Annotated in this window: 12 protein-coding genes and 1 pseudogene; 8 read left to right on the top strand and 5 right to left on the bottom strand. The window is 70.8% G+C overall.

Annotated features, from left to right (window positions below; translation table 11 throughout):
• Nucleotides 1-91: 91 nt before the first annotated feature.
• From ACPT94_RS26815 to ACPT94_RS26805, 3 genes and pseudogenes are all read left to right on the top strand, one after another.
• Nucleotides 92-784, top strand: coding sequence for a transglycosylase SLT domain-containing protein (locus tag ACPT94_RS26815; RefSeq protein WP_360332852.1), 693 nt, complete (start codon nt 92-94; stop codon nt 782-784).
• 17 nt (nt 785-801) lie between these two features.
• Nucleotides 802-1044 (top strand): annotated as a pseudogene (locus tag ACPT94_RS26810) (peptidoglycan-binding protein); the annotation flags it as partial.
• A gap of 27 nt (nt 1045-1071) precedes the next feature.
• Nucleotides 1072-1440 (top strand): M23 family metallopeptidase, encoded by a 369-nt coding sequence (locus tag ACPT94_RS26805; RefSeq protein WP_425247055.1) that lies wholly within the window; start codon nt 1072-1074, stop codon nt 1438-1440.
• 179 nt (nt 1441-1619) lie between these two features.
• On the opposite strand, the gene ACPT94_RS26800 is transcribed toward ACPT94_RS26805, so the two are convergent.
• A complete protein-coding gene (locus ACPT94_RS26800) occupies nt 1620-1898 on the bottom strand; it encodes a hypothetical protein (RefSeq protein ID WP_360332855.1) in 279 nt (92 codons plus the stop codon).
• Between the two features lie 705 nt (nt 1899-2603).
• On the opposite strand from ACPT94_RS26800, the gene ACPT94_RS26795 reads away from it, so the two are divergent.
• Nucleotides 2604-6872 (top strand): HAMP domain-containing protein, encoded by a 4269-nt coding sequence (locus tag ACPT94_RS26795; protein WP_425247015.1) that lies wholly within the window; start codon nt 2604-2606, stop codon nt 6870-6872.
• Nucleotides 6873-6969: 97 nt separating this feature from the next.
• The gene (locus ACPT94_RS26790) at nt 6970-9474 is read left to right on the top strand and encodes a SpoIIE family protein phosphatase (protein WP_425247014.1); all 2505 of its coding nucleotides are present in this window, start codon (nt 6970-6972) and stop codon (nt 9472-9474) included.
• A 322-nt stretch (nt 9475-9796) separates the two neighbouring features.
• On the opposite strand, the gene ACPT94_RS26785 is transcribed toward ACPT94_RS26790, so the two are convergent.
• The 3 genes from ACPT94_RS26785 to ACPT94_RS26775 all read right to left on the bottom strand — a co-directional run bounded on the left by ACPT94_RS26785 (nt 9797) and on the right by ACPT94_RS26775 (nt 12845).
• Nucleotides 9797-10963, bottom strand: a complete 1167-nt coding sequence (locus ACPT94_RS26785; RefSeq protein WP_360332864.1) for an ATP-binding protein — start codon at nt 10961-10963, stop codon at nt 9797-9799.
• 288 nt (nt 10964-11251) lie between these two features.
• Nucleotides 11252-12058 (bottom strand): alpha/beta fold hydrolase, encoded by an 807-nt coding sequence (locus ACPT94_RS26780; protein ID WP_425247013.1) that lies wholly within the window; start codon nt 12056-12058, stop codon nt 11252-11254.
• Nucleotides 12059-12410: 352 nt separating this feature from the next.
• The gene (locus tag ACPT94_RS26775) at nt 12411-12845 is read right to left on the bottom strand and encodes an ATP-binding protein (protein WP_360332870.1); all 435 of its coding nucleotides are present in this window, start codon (nt 12843-12845) and stop codon (nt 12411-12413) included.
• 143 nt (nt 12846-12988) lie between these two features.
• Here ACPT94_RS26775 and ACPT94_RS26770 point away from each other — a divergent pair, with 143 nt between their 5' ends.
• On the top strand, nt 12989-13759 hold the full coding sequence (locus ACPT94_RS26770; RefSeq protein WP_425247012.1) for an IclR family transcriptional regulator: 771 nt from the start codon (nt 12989-12991) through the stop codon (nt 13757-13759).
• Nucleotides 13760-13800: 41 nt separating this feature from the next.
• Nucleotides 13801-15315, top strand: coding sequence for a glycerol kinase GlpK (glpK, locus tag ACPT94_RS26765; RefSeq protein WP_360332876.1), 1515 nt, complete (start codon nt 13801-13803; stop codon nt 15313-15315).
• 52 nt (nt 15316-15367) lie between these two features.
• Here the strand turns inward: glpK and ACPT94_RS26760 are convergent, their stop codons facing one another.
• A complete protein-coding gene (locus ACPT94_RS26760; RefSeq protein ID WP_425247011.1) occupies nt 15368-16453 on the bottom strand; it encodes a DUF5937 family protein in 1086 nt (361 codons plus the stop codon).
• A 100-nt stretch (nt 16454-16553) separates the two neighbouring features.
• Between ACPT94_RS26760 and ACPT94_RS26755 the strand changes: the two genes are divergently transcribed.
• The gene (locus ACPT94_RS26755) at nt 16554-17771 is read left to right on the top strand and encodes an MFS transporter (RefSeq protein WP_425247010.1); all 1218 of its coding nucleotides are present in this window, start codon (nt 16554-16556) and stop codon (nt 17769-17771) included.
• The last annotated feature ends 49 nt before the right edge of the window (nt 17772-17820 follow it).

Here is a 17820-nt window from a genome sequence, read left to right as displayed (position 1 = left end):
GAATGGACCGCCGCTTTTTCCAGGCGCGGGCGCTGCTGTGCAGACCAGCAGGCTCACTCCTTAACCGGCCTCCGACGGTCGGGGAGGCGCGATGGTTGCTCTTTCCAATGTGCGGTTCGGCAAGCGCAACGATGAGGTCAAGGTCATTCAAGCCGCGCTCATCGCGGTCGGCACAAGTATTCCCGCGGGCCCCACCGGATTCTTCGGCGAGCAGACGAGATCGGCCTACGCGGCATGGCAGCGCATGCTGGGATTCACCGGCTCGGCCGCTGATGGGTTTCCCGGCTGTTCCTCACTTGCGGCGCTCGGCGCCAGAGCCGGGTTCGTCGTGGACTGCCGCCATCCCGGGGCCATCGCCAAGAGTTCCGTGCGTTTCTCGAAGAACTCGGGAGTGGCCGTGGGCGAGGCTACGGCCCGCGCGTTCGCCGAGCAGGCCTGCGACAGGACCGGTGCACCGAGGAACTGGGTGACGGGCGTCGGCAACGGAGCGAACCTGCTGACTCTCATGTTCCGTGAGTCATCGTTCAAGCCGAACGCAGTGAACCGGGACGACGTCAACGCAACGGGCCCAGTGCAATCGGACGGAGCCAGGCTCAACTGCTCACGCGGCTACACCCAGGTGATTCCCGCCACGTTCGCGGAGAGCCACCAGGCGGGCACATCCGACCGGATCTACGACCCGGTGGCGAACATTTCTGCAGCGATCAATTACATCTGGCGCCGGTACGGTGACATCTCGCGTGTCCAACAGGCGAACCCGCACCGGGATCCGGCCCCTTACTGAAAGGAGAGAGGGCCATGCCTGCGCTGGCACCTTTCCCAGGAGCGGCGTTCTTCCACAAAGGACAACGCAGTCCAGTGATTGCCGCGATGGGCAAACGCCTGGTGGCGGAAGGGTGCGGCAAGTACCGGACAGGTCCTGGTCCCGAGTGGACCGATGTCGATCAACAGTCGTACGCCGCCTGGCAGCGCAAGCTCGGGTTCAAGGGTGCTGAGGCCAACGGCATTCCCGGCAAGACCTCTTGGGACCGGCTGCGCGTCCCGAAGCCCAAAGCTCCTGGTGGCCGCGTCATGTCTCCTGTGCCGGGCCACGGGGTCACGACCCCCCACCGGAAGAAGGGGCCTCACTGGAGCCTCGGCTATCACACCGGCGCGGACTACGCCGCTCCGCAGGGCAAGCCGTGTGTCGCGGTGCTCGGCGGTTCCATAGCCCGCAGCGGACACGACCCCAGTTTCGGCAGCTTCCTCGTGCTGCGCGCCGACGGATTCGACTTCTGGTACTGCCACCTCTCCGAACGGACCGTGCACGGGGGGTCGGTCAAGGCCGGCCAGAAGATCGGAGAAGTCGGCTCCACCGGGAACGCCACCGGCCCCCACCTCCACTTCGAAAAGCGCCCGGCGGGTGGTGGTTTCGGATCCGACGTGACCCCCAACTGGTAGCCCGCTCGCGCAAGCTCGCGCAGGGAAACAGCACGCGGCCCGCCGTCCAGCAGAGGTGCTGGTCGGCCGGGCCGGGGGCGGGCCCCCCACACCCCGCCCGCAGGCGGGGCGCGGTCAACCCCCCCGCCCCCCCCCCCCCCCCGGGGGGGGGGCCCGCCGGGCCGTGGCGCGGACACGGATCAGCCGGCCTTCTGGCGCTCGCGGAGTTCGTGGACATTGGCGGCGGTGAGGGTGCCGTCTTGCTGTTCGTAGTGGGAGAGGGCGAGGCCGAGGCCGAAGAAGGTGGGCGCCCACTCGCCGACGAAGAGGCCCCAACGGTCCGCGCGGTCGAGGCCCGTACCGGGTTCCAGCTTCAGCGAACCCGCCCAGGCGGCGACGGTGAGGCCGACGGATGCCATGGCGGCGATGTAGGCGTGCTCGCTTCTGACGCCCATCTCGTGCATCTTCTTGATGATCATGGGTGACTCCATCCTGTGGGGGTCGGGGTCAGAGTCCCCCTATCGACGCGTCCTATTCGCCCTGTTTGCGCACATTTGCTTGTTCATCGCTTCCTGCGCGCTCGTCACCGTGGCCTGCTCCCGCTGACGACGAGCCGGGACTTGAGCGGTGACAGTCGGTCCGGTCGCCGATCCGGGCTCCAGGTGGTCCCAGATCAAGCCACTTCCCGGAGTCACTTCATAACGCCTGATCTTGACATATCGCCCACGAACCAGGGTCGGCTGGAGTTGTCCTGGTGGGCAGTTGACGGACGACCTGACGGCCCCGTGCACGGTTTGACGCGGCATGCCGAGATCTGTGGTGCAAGGAGCTACTTCGACGTCTGCGCCGGTTCGTCCAGTGCGATTCCGACAAGTCCGGCCAAGGGCAACAGGACGCGCGATCCGAAGGCGTCCTTCTTCTTTCCCGCGGCGCCGAAACCTTCCCCAGTACCCCTGTTTCGCACGTGCATGCATGATCCAGTCAGCTTGAATTCTCAGGGCTACGAACTTGGCCACATGCTTTGTTCCGCGCTCGAGACGTGGGTTAACCTGCGGCGTATTTTCTCATCGCGCAGATCCGTGAACTGCGGAAATGCACGGACGACAGCCGGGCCGCCGACGGGGTCCGGGTGAGTTCCGAGTCCTCGGCCTCGAGGGCTCTTGGGGAGCGGAACGAGGGTGCGCATGACCAGCAACAGCACCGGGGTCGTCGATGCTGTGCCGGGCGATCAGGAGTTGCGGCGGCTCCTGACCGGCCTGACAGCTGTACGGGACGGGGACTTCGGCACCCGCCTGCCGGATGACGCCGACGGCCTCATGGGCGACATCGCCAAGGTCTTCAACGGCATGGTGGACCAGCTGTCCGTGTTCACCTCCGAAGTCACCAGGGTGGCCCGCGAGGTCGGCACCGAGGGGACGCTCGGCGGGCAGGCGGAGGTGCCGGGTGTCTCGGGCACCTGGGCCGACCTGACGGACTCGGTCAACGCCATGGCGGGCAACCTGACCACCCAGGTCCGCGACATCGCCCAGGTGGCCACGGCGGTGGCCAAGGGCGACCTCTCCCAGAAGGTCGACGTTCCCGCCCGCGGCGAGATCCTCCAGCTGAAGGAGACCGTCAACACGATGGTCGACCAGCTGTCGGCGTTCGCCGACGAGGTCACCCGGGTCGCCCGCGAGGTCGGCACCGAAGGGCGCCTCGGCGGACAGGCCCAGGTGCCGGGCGTGGCCGGCGTGTGGCGCGAACTGACCGACTCCGTGAACCACATGGCGGGCAACCTCACGAGCCAGGTCCGCTCCATCGCCCAGGTGACCACGGCGGTGGCGCAGGGCGACCTCTCCCAGAAGATCACCGTCGACGCCCGCGGTGAGATCCTGGAGCTCAAGAGCACCATCAACACGATGGTCGACCAGCTCTCCGCCTTCGCCGACGAGGTCACCCGGGTCGCCCGCGAGGTCGGCACCGAAGGACGCCTCGGCGGACAGGCGGACGTCAAGGGCGTCAAGGGCACCTGGCGCGACCTCACCGACTCGGTGAACTTCATGGCGGGCAACCTCACCGGCCAGGTCCGCAACATCGCGCTGGTGGCGACCGCCGTCGCCAAGGGCGACCTCTCCCAGAAGATCACCGTCGACGCCCGCGGCGAGATCCTGGAGCTGAAGAACACCATCAACACGATGGTCGACCAGCTCTCCGCCTTCGCCGACGAGGTCACCCGGGTCGCCCGCGAGGTCGGCACCGAAGGGCGCCTCGGCGGACAGGCCCAGGTGCGCGGTGTGTCGGGGACCTGGAAGGACCTCACCGACAACGTCAACGTGATGGCGTCGAACCTGACCGGCCAGGTCCGCTCCATCGCCCAGGTCGCCACCGCCGTGGCGCGCGGCGACCTGTCGCAGCGGATCACCGTCGAGGCCGCCGGCGAGGTCGCCGCGCTGGCCGAGGTCATCAACACGATGGTCGACACGCTGTCGGCCTTCGCCGACGAGGTCACCCGGGTCGCCCGCGAGGTCGGCACCGAGGGACGTCTCGGCGGACAGGCGCACGTGCCGAACGTGGCGGGAACCTGGAAGGACCTCACCGACAACGTCAACTCGATGGCCAACAACCTCACCGGTCAGGTGCGCAACATCGCGCTGGTGACGACCGCGGTGGCCAAGGGTGACCTGTCGAAGAAGATCGACGTGGACGCCCGCGGTGAGATCCTCGAACTGAAGACGACGATCAACACGATGGTCGACCAGTTGTCGGCGTTCGCCGACGAGGTCACCCGGGTCGCCCGTGAGGTCGGCACCGAGGGACGCCTCGGCGGACAGGCCGAGGTGGAGGGCGTCTCGGGCACCTGGAAGCGCCTGACGGAGAACGTGAACGAGCTGGCGGGAAACCTCACCCGGCAGGTCCGCGCGATCGCCGAGGTCGCGAGCGCCGTCGCCGAGGGCGATCTGACGCGTTCGATCACCGTGGAGGCGTCCGGCGAGGTCGCCGAGCTCAAGGACAACATCAACTCCATGGTGGAGTCCCTGCGCGAGACCACCCGCGCCAACCAGGAGCAGGACTGGCTCAAGACCAACCTCGCCCGGATCTCCGGCCTGATGCAGGGCCAGCGCGACCTGCCCGTGGTCGCCGAGCTCATCATGGACGAGCTGGTCCCCCTGGTGTCGGCACAGTACGGCGCCTTCTACCTGGCCGAGGACGGCGACGACGGTCCCGAACTGCGCCTCGTCGGCTCCTACGGCTATCCGGAGGACAGCAGCCGGCCCACCCGCATCGCCTTCGGCCGCACCCTGGTCGGCCAGGCCGCACGCAGTCGGCGCACCATCACGGTGGACGAGCTGCCGCCCGGCTACGTGACCATCTCCTCGGGGCTCGGCCAGGTGGTGCCGACCGCGCTCGTGCTGCTGCCCATCGTGGTCGAGGGCCAGGTCCTCGGCGTCATGGAGCTGGCGTCGGTCGCAGCCTTCACCGAGATCCACCGGGACTTCCTCACGCAGCTGATGGAGACCATCGGCGTCAACCTCAACACCATCGTGGCCAACGCCCGTACCGACGAGCTCCTGGTCGAGTCGCAGCGCCTGACGGCCGAACTCCAGGCCCGTTCCACGGAGTTGCAGGTGCAGCAGGAGGAACTCCAGCGCTCCAACGCGGAACTGGAGGAGAAGGCCTCGCTGCTGGCGACCCAGAACCGGGACATCGAGGCGAAGAACCTGCAGATCGAGCAGGCGCGGCAGGAACTGGAGACCCGTGCCCAGCAGCTGTCGCTGGCCTCCAAGTACAAGTCGGAGTTCCTGGCGAACATGAGCCACGAGCTGCGCACCCCGCTCAACAGCCTGCTCATCCTCGCCCAGTTGCTGGCCCAGAACCCGTCGCGCAACCTCACGCCCAAGCAGGTCGAGTACGCGCAGATCATCCACTCCGCCGGCTCGGACCTGCTGCAGCTGATCAACGACATCCTCGACCTGTCGAAGGTCGAGGCGGGGAAGATGGACGTCACGCCCGAGCGGGTGACGCTGCGGCAGCTCATCGAGTACGTCGAGGCCACCTTCCGGCCGATGACGACGCAGAAGAGCCTGGAGTTCACGGTGACGACCGCTGCCGGCGCACCCGCGGACCTGCTCACGGACGACTCCCGGCTGCGCCAGGTGCTGCGCAACCTCCTGTCGAACGCCGTGAAGTTCACCGAGCAGGGCGGCGTGGAGCTCGGCATCGAGCCCGCGGCGGACGGCGAGGTGCCGGAGGGTGTGATCCGGGGCGGCGCCGTGGTGGCCTTCCGCGTGAAGGACACCGGCATCGGCATCCCGGAGCAGCACCTGGAGACGATCTTCGGCGCCTTCCAGCAGGCGGACGGCACGACGAGCCGGAAGTACGGCGGCACCGGTCTCGGTCTGTCCATCACGCGGGAGATCGCCCAGTTGCTCGGAGGCGCCGTGACGGTGGACAGCACGCCCGGACAGGGCAGTACGTTCACGCTCTTCCTGCCCGTGGCCCGCCCCGACTTCGAGGAGGTGCTCAGCCACGGCAGGACTCCGGACCGGGCCTCGGCCGAGCCCCTGCCCGAAGGGGCGTCCCACCCGGTGCCGGTGCCCCGGATCGGGCCCGGACCGCGGCCCCGGCGGCTGCTCGTCGTGGAGGAGCGGCCCCGGGGTCTGCTGACCCTCGTCGCGGAGAGCGTCGTCGCGGACCTGACACACGGCCGCGACGACGGTGGGCAGCGGCCCGCGGTCGACATCATCACCGCCGTCGGTGCGCAGGAGGCGGCCGGCGCCCTCGCGGCCGAACCGTGCCACTGCGTCGTCCTGGAACTGGGCATGCCCGACGGCGAGGCGTCCCGGTTCCTCCGGGCCCTGGGGGGCGACTCGGCGCTGGCCAGCGTGCCGGTGCTGGTGCACAGCAGCCACCCCACGGATGTGTCCCTCGACGAGGCACTGCGGTCCCGCTCGGCGGGCGGGGCGCTGGAGTTCCTGTCCAGTCTCGACGAACTGCGCGAGCGCATCGCCCTGCACCTGTCCGCCGAGGAACCCGGGGACGTGCTGTCCCTCGTCCGGCCCGAGGAACCGCAGCACCCGACGCCGCCCCTCGTCGACGAGGCGGCGGGCCGCACCGTCCTCGTCGTCGACGACGACGCGCGCAACCTCTTCGCGCTCAGCGGGATCCTGGAGCTCCACGGCTTCCGTGTCCTGCACGCCGAGAACGGGCGCAAGGGCATCGAGACGCTGCTGAACAACCCGGACGTCGCGCTCGTGCTGATGGACGTGATGATGCCGGAGATGGACGGCTACACCGCGACGGCCGAGATCCGCAGGATGCCGCAGTACGCCGAACTGCCCATCATCGCCGTCACGGCGAAGGCGATGCCCGGCGACCGGGAGAAGAGCCTCGCCTCGGGCGCCAGCGACTACGTCACCAAGCCCGTCGACACGCGCGACCTCATCGCCTGCGTCCGGCGCTGGCTGCCCGCATGAGTACGCCGGCGCCCGTCCCGCACACCGGCGGGCCGGGCGCCCCGCAGCGCCTGTCCTTCCGCGCCCCAGGGCTCTCCAGCCGAGGAGCATCCACACAGTGAGCATGTCCGAGCATCCGAGCGAACCGGGTCAGGGCGGTGAGCCGAAGCTCGAATCCGCCGCTGACCCGGCGTCCTCCTCCCCATCGGTGGATCCCGACGGGCTGTCGTCGACGGCCGATGCCCTGTCGGTGACTCCCGACGGGCCGCACGCGGACCTCTCGGGCGTCTCGCCCGCCTCTCCGGTGGGCAGACTCGCGGCCACCGTGGAACGTCTCAGCCGGGAGGTGCGGGCCGCCCAGGCGGAGGCCGAAGGGCGTGCCCTGATCGAGCTCGCCAAGGGCATCCTGGTCGAACGGCTGAAGTGCGGGCCCGCCCAGGCCGCCCGGCAACTCGCCGAGCTGGCCGAGCAGGCCCAGGTCACGCCCCTGGAACTCGCCGTCGACGTCATCAACCAGGCCGCCCGGGACCGGATGTCCGAGGTGACGGACGCGTTCCTCGCCGCGACCAGGGCCGCCGACGAAGCGGAGGCCGAGTCGGCCGCCATACGCCTGCGCGCGGCCGAGAGCGGCGTGCTGGCCGCGGACGACACCCAGGCCGTCGCCGACGCCCTGCTGGAGCAGGCGCTGCGTCCCCTCGGCGCGGTGGCCGTGGCCATCTGGGCCGCGGGTGCCGACGGCTCGCTCACCCTGGCGGGCAGCGCCGGTTTCTCACCGGCCGAGGCCGCGCGCTGGCGTTACGTCCCACCGGACGTGGTGACGGTGGCCCGGCGGGGCCTCACCGAGCGCGAAGGGCAGTGGATCACCGCCCTCAGGGAGACGGGACTGCCCAGCATCGGACTGCACCACCATCCGGACGGTGGCAGGGCCGCCCTGCCCGCCGGCACCGGAGGGCGCATCCACGGCGTGCTGGAGATCGCCTGGCCGACCCCCCTGGGGCCGCAGCCCCCGCAGATCCTCCGCCAGGTCGAGGCCCTGGCCGAGCTGTGCGCCCACACGCTCGAGACGTACACGTCGCTGCACGGCGGGGGCCAGGAGCCGCGCGTCCTGCCGGACGCCGCGGAGTTGATGGACCTGGCCGACGGGCTGCACGATCCCGCCCTGGTCCTGGTGCCGCACCTGGACGGCGCCGGGCACCTGGTGGACTTCCGCATCCAGCACGTGAACAGCCGTTTCCTGGACCCGGCCGGCCGGCCGCGGGCGGTCGTCAACGGTGCGCTGCTTCTCGCGGCCTACCCGATGGCCGCCGGGGACAGCGAGTTGTTCCAGCGCATCGAGCGCGTGTACGCCACCGGAGAGCCCTTCAGGACCCACCGGATGAACCTCACCGCCCTCGTCGACCAGGTCCCCCTCTCGGCGGTCGCCGACATCAGCATCAGCCGGCACGGCAGCGCCGTACTCCTCATCTGGCGCATCGAGGACGAGACGGCGCGACTGGCGAGCCTGCTGCAGCACGCCCAGCGTCTCGGCCGCATCGGCGGCTTCGAGGAGAACGTGCTGACCGGTGAGATCACCTGGAACGGGCAGCTGTTCGACCTCTACGGGCGCCCGCAGTCGAGCACCCCGGTGCCCCTGGAAGAACTGCCCGCCCATGCACACCCGGACGACGGCGTCTCCATCCGTCGCTTCCTGCGCACGCTGCTGCACCAGCGGCGGCCGGCGGCCGCGGCCTTCCGGCTGCAGCGGCCGGACGGGGTGACCCGCCACATCCGGATCGTCGCCGAACCCGTGCTCGACACCGACGATCGGCTCCTCCGGATCCGCGGCGCCTGCCAGGACATCTCGGCCCAGCACTGGACCGAGGTGGCACTCGCCGCCACGCGCGACCAACTGGCGCACACCGAGCAGCAGGCCACCGAACGCAACCGGCTGACGCTGCAGTTGCAGCACGCCATCATGCCCCCGACTCAGGCGCCGTTGCAGGTGCCCGGTCTCCAGGTGGCCGTCCGCTACCGGCCCGCGGAGACCGAGCAGTTGGTCGGCGGCGACTGGTACGACGCCGTCGTCCTGCCGTCCCGGCTCGTGCTGCTGTGCGTGGGAGACGTGGCCGGCCACGGCATCGAGGCCGCCACCAGCATGGTCGTCCTGCGCAACGCGCTGCGCGGCCTGGCGGTGACCGGCGCCGGCCCGGGCCAGCTGCTGTCGTGGCTCAACATCGTGGCGCACCATCTGACGGGCGCCGTCACCGCGACGGCGGTGTGCGGTCTGTACGACCCGGTCCGGCGGACGCTGCGCTGGGCCAGGGCGGGCCACCTGCCGCCTGTGCTCGTCCGGGACGCGGAGGCGGCGCCCCTGCCCTTGGTCAAGGGAATGCTCCTCGGAGCGGTGCCCGAGGCCGTGTACGAGGAGACCGAGATCCAACTGGCCGCCGAGGACACCCTGTTGATGTACACGGACGGCCTGATCGAGCGCCGCGACCGGTCGGTGGAGGAGTCCCTGACCCATCTGCTGACCACCGCCCGCACGGCCCCCAGCACACTCGACCAGCAGCTGGACCGCCTGCTGACGTACAGCAAGTCGGACACCGACGACGACACGTGCATCGTGGGCATCCGGGTCGGGTGAGGAACGCCGTGACGCAAGGGCACAGCCAGTCGCGGTCGTCCGCCCTGCGACCGGCCGACGGTACGGCCCTGAGGCCGCCGTTGTCGGCCGCCGGTCGTGATCGGACGCACGACCGGCGGCAGGTGGCCGGCCCTGACCATCGCTCTCGCCTTCCGGCCTGCCGGGCCGGCCGGCGCGTGGCGTTCGCCACCGCCGCCGGGTGAGCCGATCGCCGGGCCCCCGCCACTGCCCTACCGGGAGACGGCAGGCCGCCGCTCCCGGGCGAGCGGCAGGATGCCCCGGCTCTCGCCCGGGACGGCAACGCACGAGGGTGGGCTGCTGCTCAGCTCCGGCGGGCGCCCTGGAGGATCCGGCCGATCACGGCCCCGGCCGCGTCCTCCTGTTCCTCGAGCCACGCGCCGAGGTGTTCCTGGACGGCCGTCGCGACGCAGTCGTGTATCACGGCGCCACTCAGCCTGCCTCGGGTGGCGCCCTGGAACTCGGGACAGTCCAGCTTCACCGACACGACCGCTGTCAGGCCCTCGCCGATGCGGTCGATGGTGAGATCAGGGTCCGCCGCCGTCAGCAGCCGCCGCTGTCGCGCGTACGCGTTGACCGCGGCGGTCACCCCCGCACGGAATCCCGCCTCATGCGTGCCGCCCTCCAGAGTGGCCCGGCTGTTGGCGAAGCCGCGGATCCGCTCCTCGGGGGAGTCGCACCAGCGCAGGGCCACCTCCATGGTCCCCTCCATCCGCGGGTCCGTCCGTTCGAAGCAGATGACGTCTCGGTGCAGGGGAGTCCCTGCCTCCGCGTCGAGGAAGGCGACGAAGTCCGCTGCCCCGCCCGGGAACCGGAAGCGTTCCGACCGCGGCTCGCCCGGTGGGCGCTCGTCGGTCAGCGTGACGTCCAGGCCGCGGTTCAGGAAGGCGAGTTCCCTGAAGTGCTGTGCCAGTACGGCGTACGAGACCTCCGTCGTCTCGAAAATGCCGGCGTCGGGCTGGAAGGCGATGGTGGTCCCGCTTCCGGTCGCCGGCCCCGCGGCCGTCGGCGGTGTGACCGCGACGCCGCGTGTGTACTCCTGGACCCAGCGCACTCCGTAGCGCCGGACCTCGGCCGTCAGTCGGCTCGACAGGGCGTTGGTGACGGCGGGCCCGAGGGCGACGATGCGCACGGCCGTGGTGTGGCGGCCGCCGGGTTCCGCCCCTGCGCACGTACGGGTCAGCAGTGCTTCGAGACCGGGACTGCCGGTGTCCCCGGCAGCCTCGACCGGGACGCCCGGACCGTCGTCCGTGACACGCACGCCACCGTCGGGCGTGAGGGTGACGTCGACGGAGCCGGCGCGGCCGGCCAGGACCTCGTCCACCGCCCGGTCGGTGACCTCGAACACCAGCTGGTGCAGGCCGCGTTCGCCGGTCGAGCCGACGTACATCCCGGGCCGCTTCCGGATGGCTTCCCTCCCCTCCAGGACCTGGATGTGGGTGGCGTCGTACTGGACAGCTTTCTCACTCATGAAGTCCCCCTCCGAGTAATGTCGCGCAGACCTCCCCACCCTAGGCGAATCACCGAAAAACACCAGGTCAGAGCCGGTTTTGCGAAGGCTTGGAGGGGCGTGTGAGCGCCTGCCCGAACATGGTCGGCTCCTGGTGTTCGAGCCGCGGTGGGATTGCGGCCGAGGGCCCGCCGAGGCCGCGCACGGGGCCGTTGCGGGTGGCCCTGAGGCCACCAATTCCGGTCCCTCGCAAGCCGGGTGTTCATCAGTTGCACCGAACACCCGCAAGAGCCTTGGGCTCGATGCCTCTCAGTGACGCGCGACCTGCCGCCAGAAGGCGTCGACCCGTGTGTTGAACAGGTCGGGGACCTCCTGGAACGGCTGGTGGGCCTCGCCGGGCAGGATTTCGAACCTGGCATCCGGGATCCGCTCGGCGACCTCGCGGCCGAGGCGTGGCGGTGCGACCATGTCCAGTTCACCGGCCAGGACCAGGGTCGGCGCGGTGATCTCCCCCAGGCGGTCGAGCGTGTCGTGGGTGCGGAACGGGGCGAGCTGGCGCTGGAAGGCCTCGACGGACTGCGGATGCGGAAAGGCCAGCGTCTCCTCGATGATCCGGTCGACCGTGCCGTCGGCGTGCGCCCGGGGTGTGTAGATCCACAGCAGGAACGCCTCCAGCATGGCGCGCTCGCTCGGGGCGCGCTCGGCCATCCAGTGCCAGAACCCGGTCACCGACCGGAAGTAGGCGTCGGGACGGGCCCACGTGCTCATGAGGACGAGGCTGCGGACGAGACCGGGATCCTTGAGCGCCAGCTCCTGGGCGATGCGGCTGCCCCCTGAGAAACCCGCGACATGGGCGGCCGGGATGCCCAGTGCGCCCAGCACCGCGGCCGCGTCCTCGGCCATCCCTGGCACCGACAGGGCGCCCTCGGGCAGCGGTGTACGCCCGGCGCCGCGGTTGTCATAGGCGGTGAGCCGGTAGCGGTCGGCGAGGCCGTCGAGCTGTGCCTGCCAGACTTCGGCGGGGTCGCTCAGACCAGCGATGAGCAGGACGTCGGGTCCTTCACCTCGGCGCTCGACCCAGAACTCACCGACATCGGTGCTGATCATTTCGCCCATGACCGGCCTCCTGGAACGGATGGGCGTGAGGGCCGCGCCCGCGCACCCGTATGCACACCGTCCCACAGGTCCCGAAGCCCTGCCTGTCCCGCATCGGCAACGTCCCCCCGCGTAGGCGCGACCCCAGAGCGCCTACGCCCTGTGCGCGGCGCTGCACGACGGCCCGGGAACTGCCGAGAACCTCGTCCGGACCCGCGCGACCCCGGGTTGCCGAGTGCGTCCTCGATGACAGTGATGCCCCGGTCGTCCCCCCGGCGGCCGGGACCGTCCCCGCGCAGGAGGGCACGGAGAGACCTGGTCGGGATGCCCGCGTGACTCGCCCGGCTCACGCCGTCCCTGAGGGTGACCGACCTCAGCCCCGGCCGAACCGCACCTCGGCCCACCGACTGGTCCCGTCGGCGGTCACTCGTATGCCGCACCGAGCGGACAGGGCGGTGACGATGCCGAGGCCCCGGCCGTGCTCGTCCGGGTCGACAGCATGGGCCGACAGTCCCGCCGGGGTCGCGGGCCCCCTGTCGGTGACTTCGACGCGGACGGCTCTGCACCGGTCCCCCTCACTCCGCGAGAGCGTCAGCGTCGCCGGGGGCAGGGCGTGGACGATCGCGTTGGTGAGCAGTTCCGAGGCGATCAGCAGCACGTCTTCGGCGACGTCTGCGGTCAGGTCCCAGTCGGCGAGGGCTGCGCGCACGCGCCGGCGCACCGCCGGAACGGCCCCCGGGATGTGGGGGAGCGGAAAGATGTGTTCGACTTCCGCGCGAGGCGCGGCGTCGAGCTGCGCTGCTGCCATGTGTCCTCCTCCTGGGAAGCGTGGTCGCGTACAGGCCGGGCGTCATGGCACGCTATGGAGGGAAATGGGGCCAGTCAACGAATGGCGGTCGGCATTACCGAACGGCAGTCCAAAAGGGGAGATTTTCGGACTACTATCGCTTCGTGGTAGCCAGCCCAGTCCAGTCCATAGAACGGGCAGCGGCGATCTTGCGTCTGCTCGCCGGCGGCTCTCGTCGGCTGGGGCTGGGGGAGGTGGCGTCCTCGCTGGGGCTGGCCAAGGGCACCGCCCACGGCATTCTGCGCACCCTGCAACACGTGGACTTCGTGGAGCAGGACGCGGCGACCGGGAAATACCAGCTCGGGGCGGCTCTGCTGCACCTGGGCACCAGTTACCTCGACGTCAACGAGCTGCGCTCCCGCTCCATCAACTGGGCCGACGCCCTGGCCGGCCGCAGCGGGGAAGCCGTCCGCCTGGGCACCCCCCTGGAGGGCAAGGTGCTCGTCATCCACCACGTCTTCCGGCCGGACGACACCCTCCAGACCCTGGACGTGGGCGCACTGCTGCCGCTGCACGCCTCCTCGCTCGGCAAGGTCCTGCTGGCCTTCGGGGCCACGCCCGTCGACCCCTTGCTGGAGGCCGGACTGGAGGCGTACACCCGGCACACCCTGGTTCAGCCGCAGCAGCTCAACCGGGCCCTCGGCAGGATACGAGAGTTCGGCTGGGGCGCCGAAGTCCAGGAGCTGAGCATGGGCGAAGCCGGAATCGCCGCGCCGATCCGGGGGCACGGCGGTCTCGTCGTGGGCGCGATCGGAGTGTCCGGCCCCGTCGAACGGATCTGTGACACCAAAGGCCGGCCCCAGTCGGCCCTGATCACCGTGCTGCGGGAGGCGGCACGCGCGATCTCCAGAGACCTGGGCGCGGCCCGCTGGTAGGTCCCAGCACCTCCGCGGCCCATCGGAAGGCAGGTCCGATCATGGTTGAGCGGTATGTGATGTCCATCGACCAGGGCACCACCTCCACACGATGCATCCTGTTCGACCACGCCGGGCGGCTGACGTCGGTCGCCCAACGGGAGCACCAGCAGTACTTCCCCTGTCCCGGCTGGGTCGAGCACGACGCCGTCGAGATCTGGCGCAATCTCCAACGCGTCGTACCCGAGGCACTGTCGAACGCCCGGATCGACGCGCAGCAGATCTCCGCCATCGGGATCGCCAACCAGCGCGAGACGACGGTGATCTGGGACCGGCGCACCGGCGTCCCGCTCGGCAGGGCGATCGTCTGGCAGGACACCCGCACCGCCCCGCTCGTCGAGGACCTGAGGAAACAGCCCGGAGACGAGTTCTTCCTCGAACGCTGCTGCCTCCCCCCTTCGACCTACTTCTCCGCGCCCCGTATCCGCTGGCTGTTCGACCACGTCGACGGGCTGGAGCGGCGCGCCAGGGACGGCGAGGTGTTGTTCGGCACCATGGAGAGCTGGCTGATCTGGAACCTCACCGGCGGTACGGACGGCGGCCTGCACATCACCGACGCCACCAACGCCAGCCGCACCATGCTCATCGACTTCCGGACGCTGACCTGGGACGAAGGGCTGATGGACTTCTTCGGCGTGCCGCGCCCGATGCTGCCGGAGATCCGGCCCTCGTCCGCGAGCTACGGCGAGGCCCGCACGGTGCTCCCGGGCGTTCCCCTCACGGCCGCCCTCGGCGACCAGCAGGCGGCCCTGTTCGGACAGACCTGCTTCTCGCCCGGCGAGGCGAAATGCACCTACGGGACCGGCAGCTTCCTGATGATGAACACCGGCACCGACGTCGTCCGCTCGCGCCACGGGCTCCTCACGACCGTCGCGTACAAGATCGCGGACCAGCAGGCGGTCTACGCCCTGGAAGGCCCGATCGCCGTCACCGGCTCGCTGGTCCAGTGGTTCCGCGACCGTCTCGGCCTGATCAACAGCGCACCCGAGATCGAGACGCTGGCGCGCACCGTCGAGGACAACGGCGGCTGCTACATCGTCCCCGCGTTCTCCGGTCTGTTCGCACCGCACTGGCGCAGCGACGCACGGGGCGTCATCGTCGGCCTCACGTCGTACATCACGAAGGGCCATCTGGCCCGGGCCGCGCTGGAGGCCACCGGCTGGCAGACACGCGAGGTCGTCGACGCCATGAACGCCGACTCCCCGTTCGTTCTGGAGCAACTCAAGGTGGACGGAGGCATGACGTCCGACCACCTGCTGATGCAGATCCTGGCCGATGTGCTCGACGTTCCCGTGGTCCGGCCCCTGGTCGCCGAGACGGTGTCGCTGGGCGCGGCCTACGCCGCCGGTCTCGCGGCCGGCTACTGGCCGGATCTGGAGGTCCTGCGCCGCAACTGGCACCGGGCCGCCCAGTGGCTGCCGGACATGGAAGCCGAACGGCGGGAGTGCGAGTACGAATGCTGGCAGCGCGCCGTCGAACGGTCCCTGGGGTGGATCCGACCGCCGAAGCGCTCGTGAGGGCGGCGCCGCGAAGGCGGCGGTCGCCCGCGTTCTCGCAGACCGGAGCCACTCAGCGCAGCACCGCCGCCAGCAGGTCGGCGCCCAGTGCCGTCAGATCGGGCAGATTGAGGGTGTGGCGGACGTAGCGACCGTCCCGCCGGGCCGTGAGCAGGCCCGCGCGGCGTAGGACGGCGAGGTGGCGGGAGACCTCGGGGCGGGAGAGTTCCCAGGCGTGGGCCAGCTCACTGGTGGTGTGCGGGCCGCGGGCCAGGGTGCGCAGCAGCCGCAGCCGTACCGGATGGGCGAGGGCCTCCAGCCGCAGGGTGACCGTCTCCAGCGACACCGGCTCCGACGGACTCGGCTCGGCCACGGGGTACTGCACCACCGGCTGCCACCCGGGCGCGTGCACCGCCACCAGGTGCGGACGGCCGAAGACACTGGGGATGAAGGTGACCCCGGAGCCGTGGGCGGCGGTCGCCTTGTCCTGCACCTTGTCCACGACGATGCAGTCGCCGTCCGGTGCCAGGGTGACCGCGCCGGAGACCGACGCGAGTGCCGCCCCGATGCCCTGGCGCTTCAGCAGGTCGTTCTTCACACGCAGGTCGGTGGCGAGCCGCACCGCGACGCCCGCCCAGGCGGCGTCGAAGAAGGCCTCGGCGCACTGTTCGAGCGTCTGGCGCACCCGCGCCCGCACAGCGGCCGGGTCCGCGAGCAGCCGTTCCGCGAAGGCCTCTTGCAGCGCGCCGCGGGCCTGGGCCACGTCCAGGGCCCGCTCGCGCGCCGCCGCGTCGGTGAGCGGCGACGACGCCGCGAAGTGGACCCGGTTGCTGCCGCACGTGGTGACCAGCGCGGCGGTCACATACGTCTCGTCGTCGATCCGGTCCACGTCGTCCAACTCCTCGGCGAGGGTCGGCCGAGGCCGGGCGGGGATCAGGAAGTCGGCCTGCGAGGAACGCCAGAGGAACTCCGCCTCCCTGAGCCGCTCGGCCAGCTCCGGCCGCAGCCCGGCCCAGACGTCCCCGGCCCAGCCGGCGAACTGCGGATGGTGCCCGGGTTCGGCCAGCACGTGCAGCATCGCGGTCAGCTCGGCCAGCGGAGAGGCGGCGAACCGCAGTTGCTCGGACGGCAGGCCGCTGATGTCGATCCTCAACGTCATCCCCGCATCATCACCGACCGGACGGCCGGCGACGGCGTCGGTTGACGGTGTCCGTCAACCGACGTGACCGGCCCGGCGGCCGAACGCACCGTTTGACGCCATGGCAACCACCACCAAGAGCCGGCCCCGCGCCCTCGTCCGTGCCTCCGGAGGCCCCCGCTATGCCGTCGCCCTGGCCGTCGACGCGCTCGGCACCGGCCTGCTGCGGCCCTTTCTGCTGCTCTACGGCGTGACGGTGCTCAGGCTGTCCGCGCCGGTCACCGGCATCGCCATGACGGTCGGCGTCGTCGCGGGCCTGGGGTGCATGCCCGCGGTGGGCCGCTGGCTGGACCGGGGCGCACGCAGCACGGTCGTGGCAGCGTCGATGCTGGTGCGGGTGCTGGGCGTGGCGCTGCTGCTGGCCACCCCGGCGGGGCACGTCTGGCTGTTCGCGACGGCGGCGCTCCTCCTCGGCATCGGCAACCAGGCATGGCCGGCCGCCCACGCGGCTCTCGTGGCCACGGTCGCCCACGGCCGCGACCGCGACGCCGCTCTCGCGGGAGGCCGCGCCCTGCGCAACGCGGGGCTGGGCGTGGGCGCGCTCATCGCCACCGCCTGCCTGGCGGGCGGCACCACCGCGTTGCAGGCGCTCGCAGTCGTCACCGGGCTCGCCTATCTCACTGCGGCGGCCCTGGCGTGGTCGGTCCAGCTGCGCGCGCATCCGGCCGCCACCCCGGTCGAGGACGGGGACGACGGGCCCGCGCCCCGGATGCGCGCGCTGCTGGCCGCCAACGTGGTCTACGTCTTCTGCCTCAACGTCCCCGAGATCGCCCTGCCTCTGGTCCTGGTGACACAGGTGCACGCGTCCCCGGTGTGGTCGGCAGCCATCTTCGTGGCCAACACGGTGCTGGTGGTCACCCTGCAGGTCCCGGTCACCGTCCTGATGTCCCGCCGCTTCTCCCGGCAGACCGTGCTGGCTCTGGCCGGCGTGGTACTCGCCGCGTCCTACCTCGGCTTCCTCGTGGCCACCTCACTGGGACACGGCTGGGCTGCCCCCGCCGTCGCCGCGGTGTCCGTACTCTGCACCATCGGCGAGATCATCTACGCCGGCAGCGCCACCGCGCTCGTCACCCACCTCGCCCCGGCCCATGTCCTGGGACGTGCACTCGCCCGCTTCGAGCTCTCCACGGGCCTCGGCCTCGCTGTCTCCCCGGCGGTCATCACCACTCTCGCACCCCACGGCCCGGCCGCCCTCTGGGGCAGCCTCGCCGCCGCGACGCTTCTCGCCGCCTCCGCCGCGTCCCACTCGCCTTCCTCATGCGGATCCCGACACGTCTGAAAGACGTGCGACAGGGCACGGTCCGCCTGCGGCCGGCCGTGCCGCGATC

Source organism: Streptomyces aurantiaciflavus, from assembly GCF_049808595.1.
Taxonomy (GTDB): domain Bacteria; phylum Actinomycetota; class Actinomycetes; order Streptomycetales; family Streptomycetaceae; genus Streptomyces.
The sequence above is the reverse complement of the archived record's forward strand: the minus strand, read 5'-3'. Positions and strand labels throughout refer to the sequence as shown.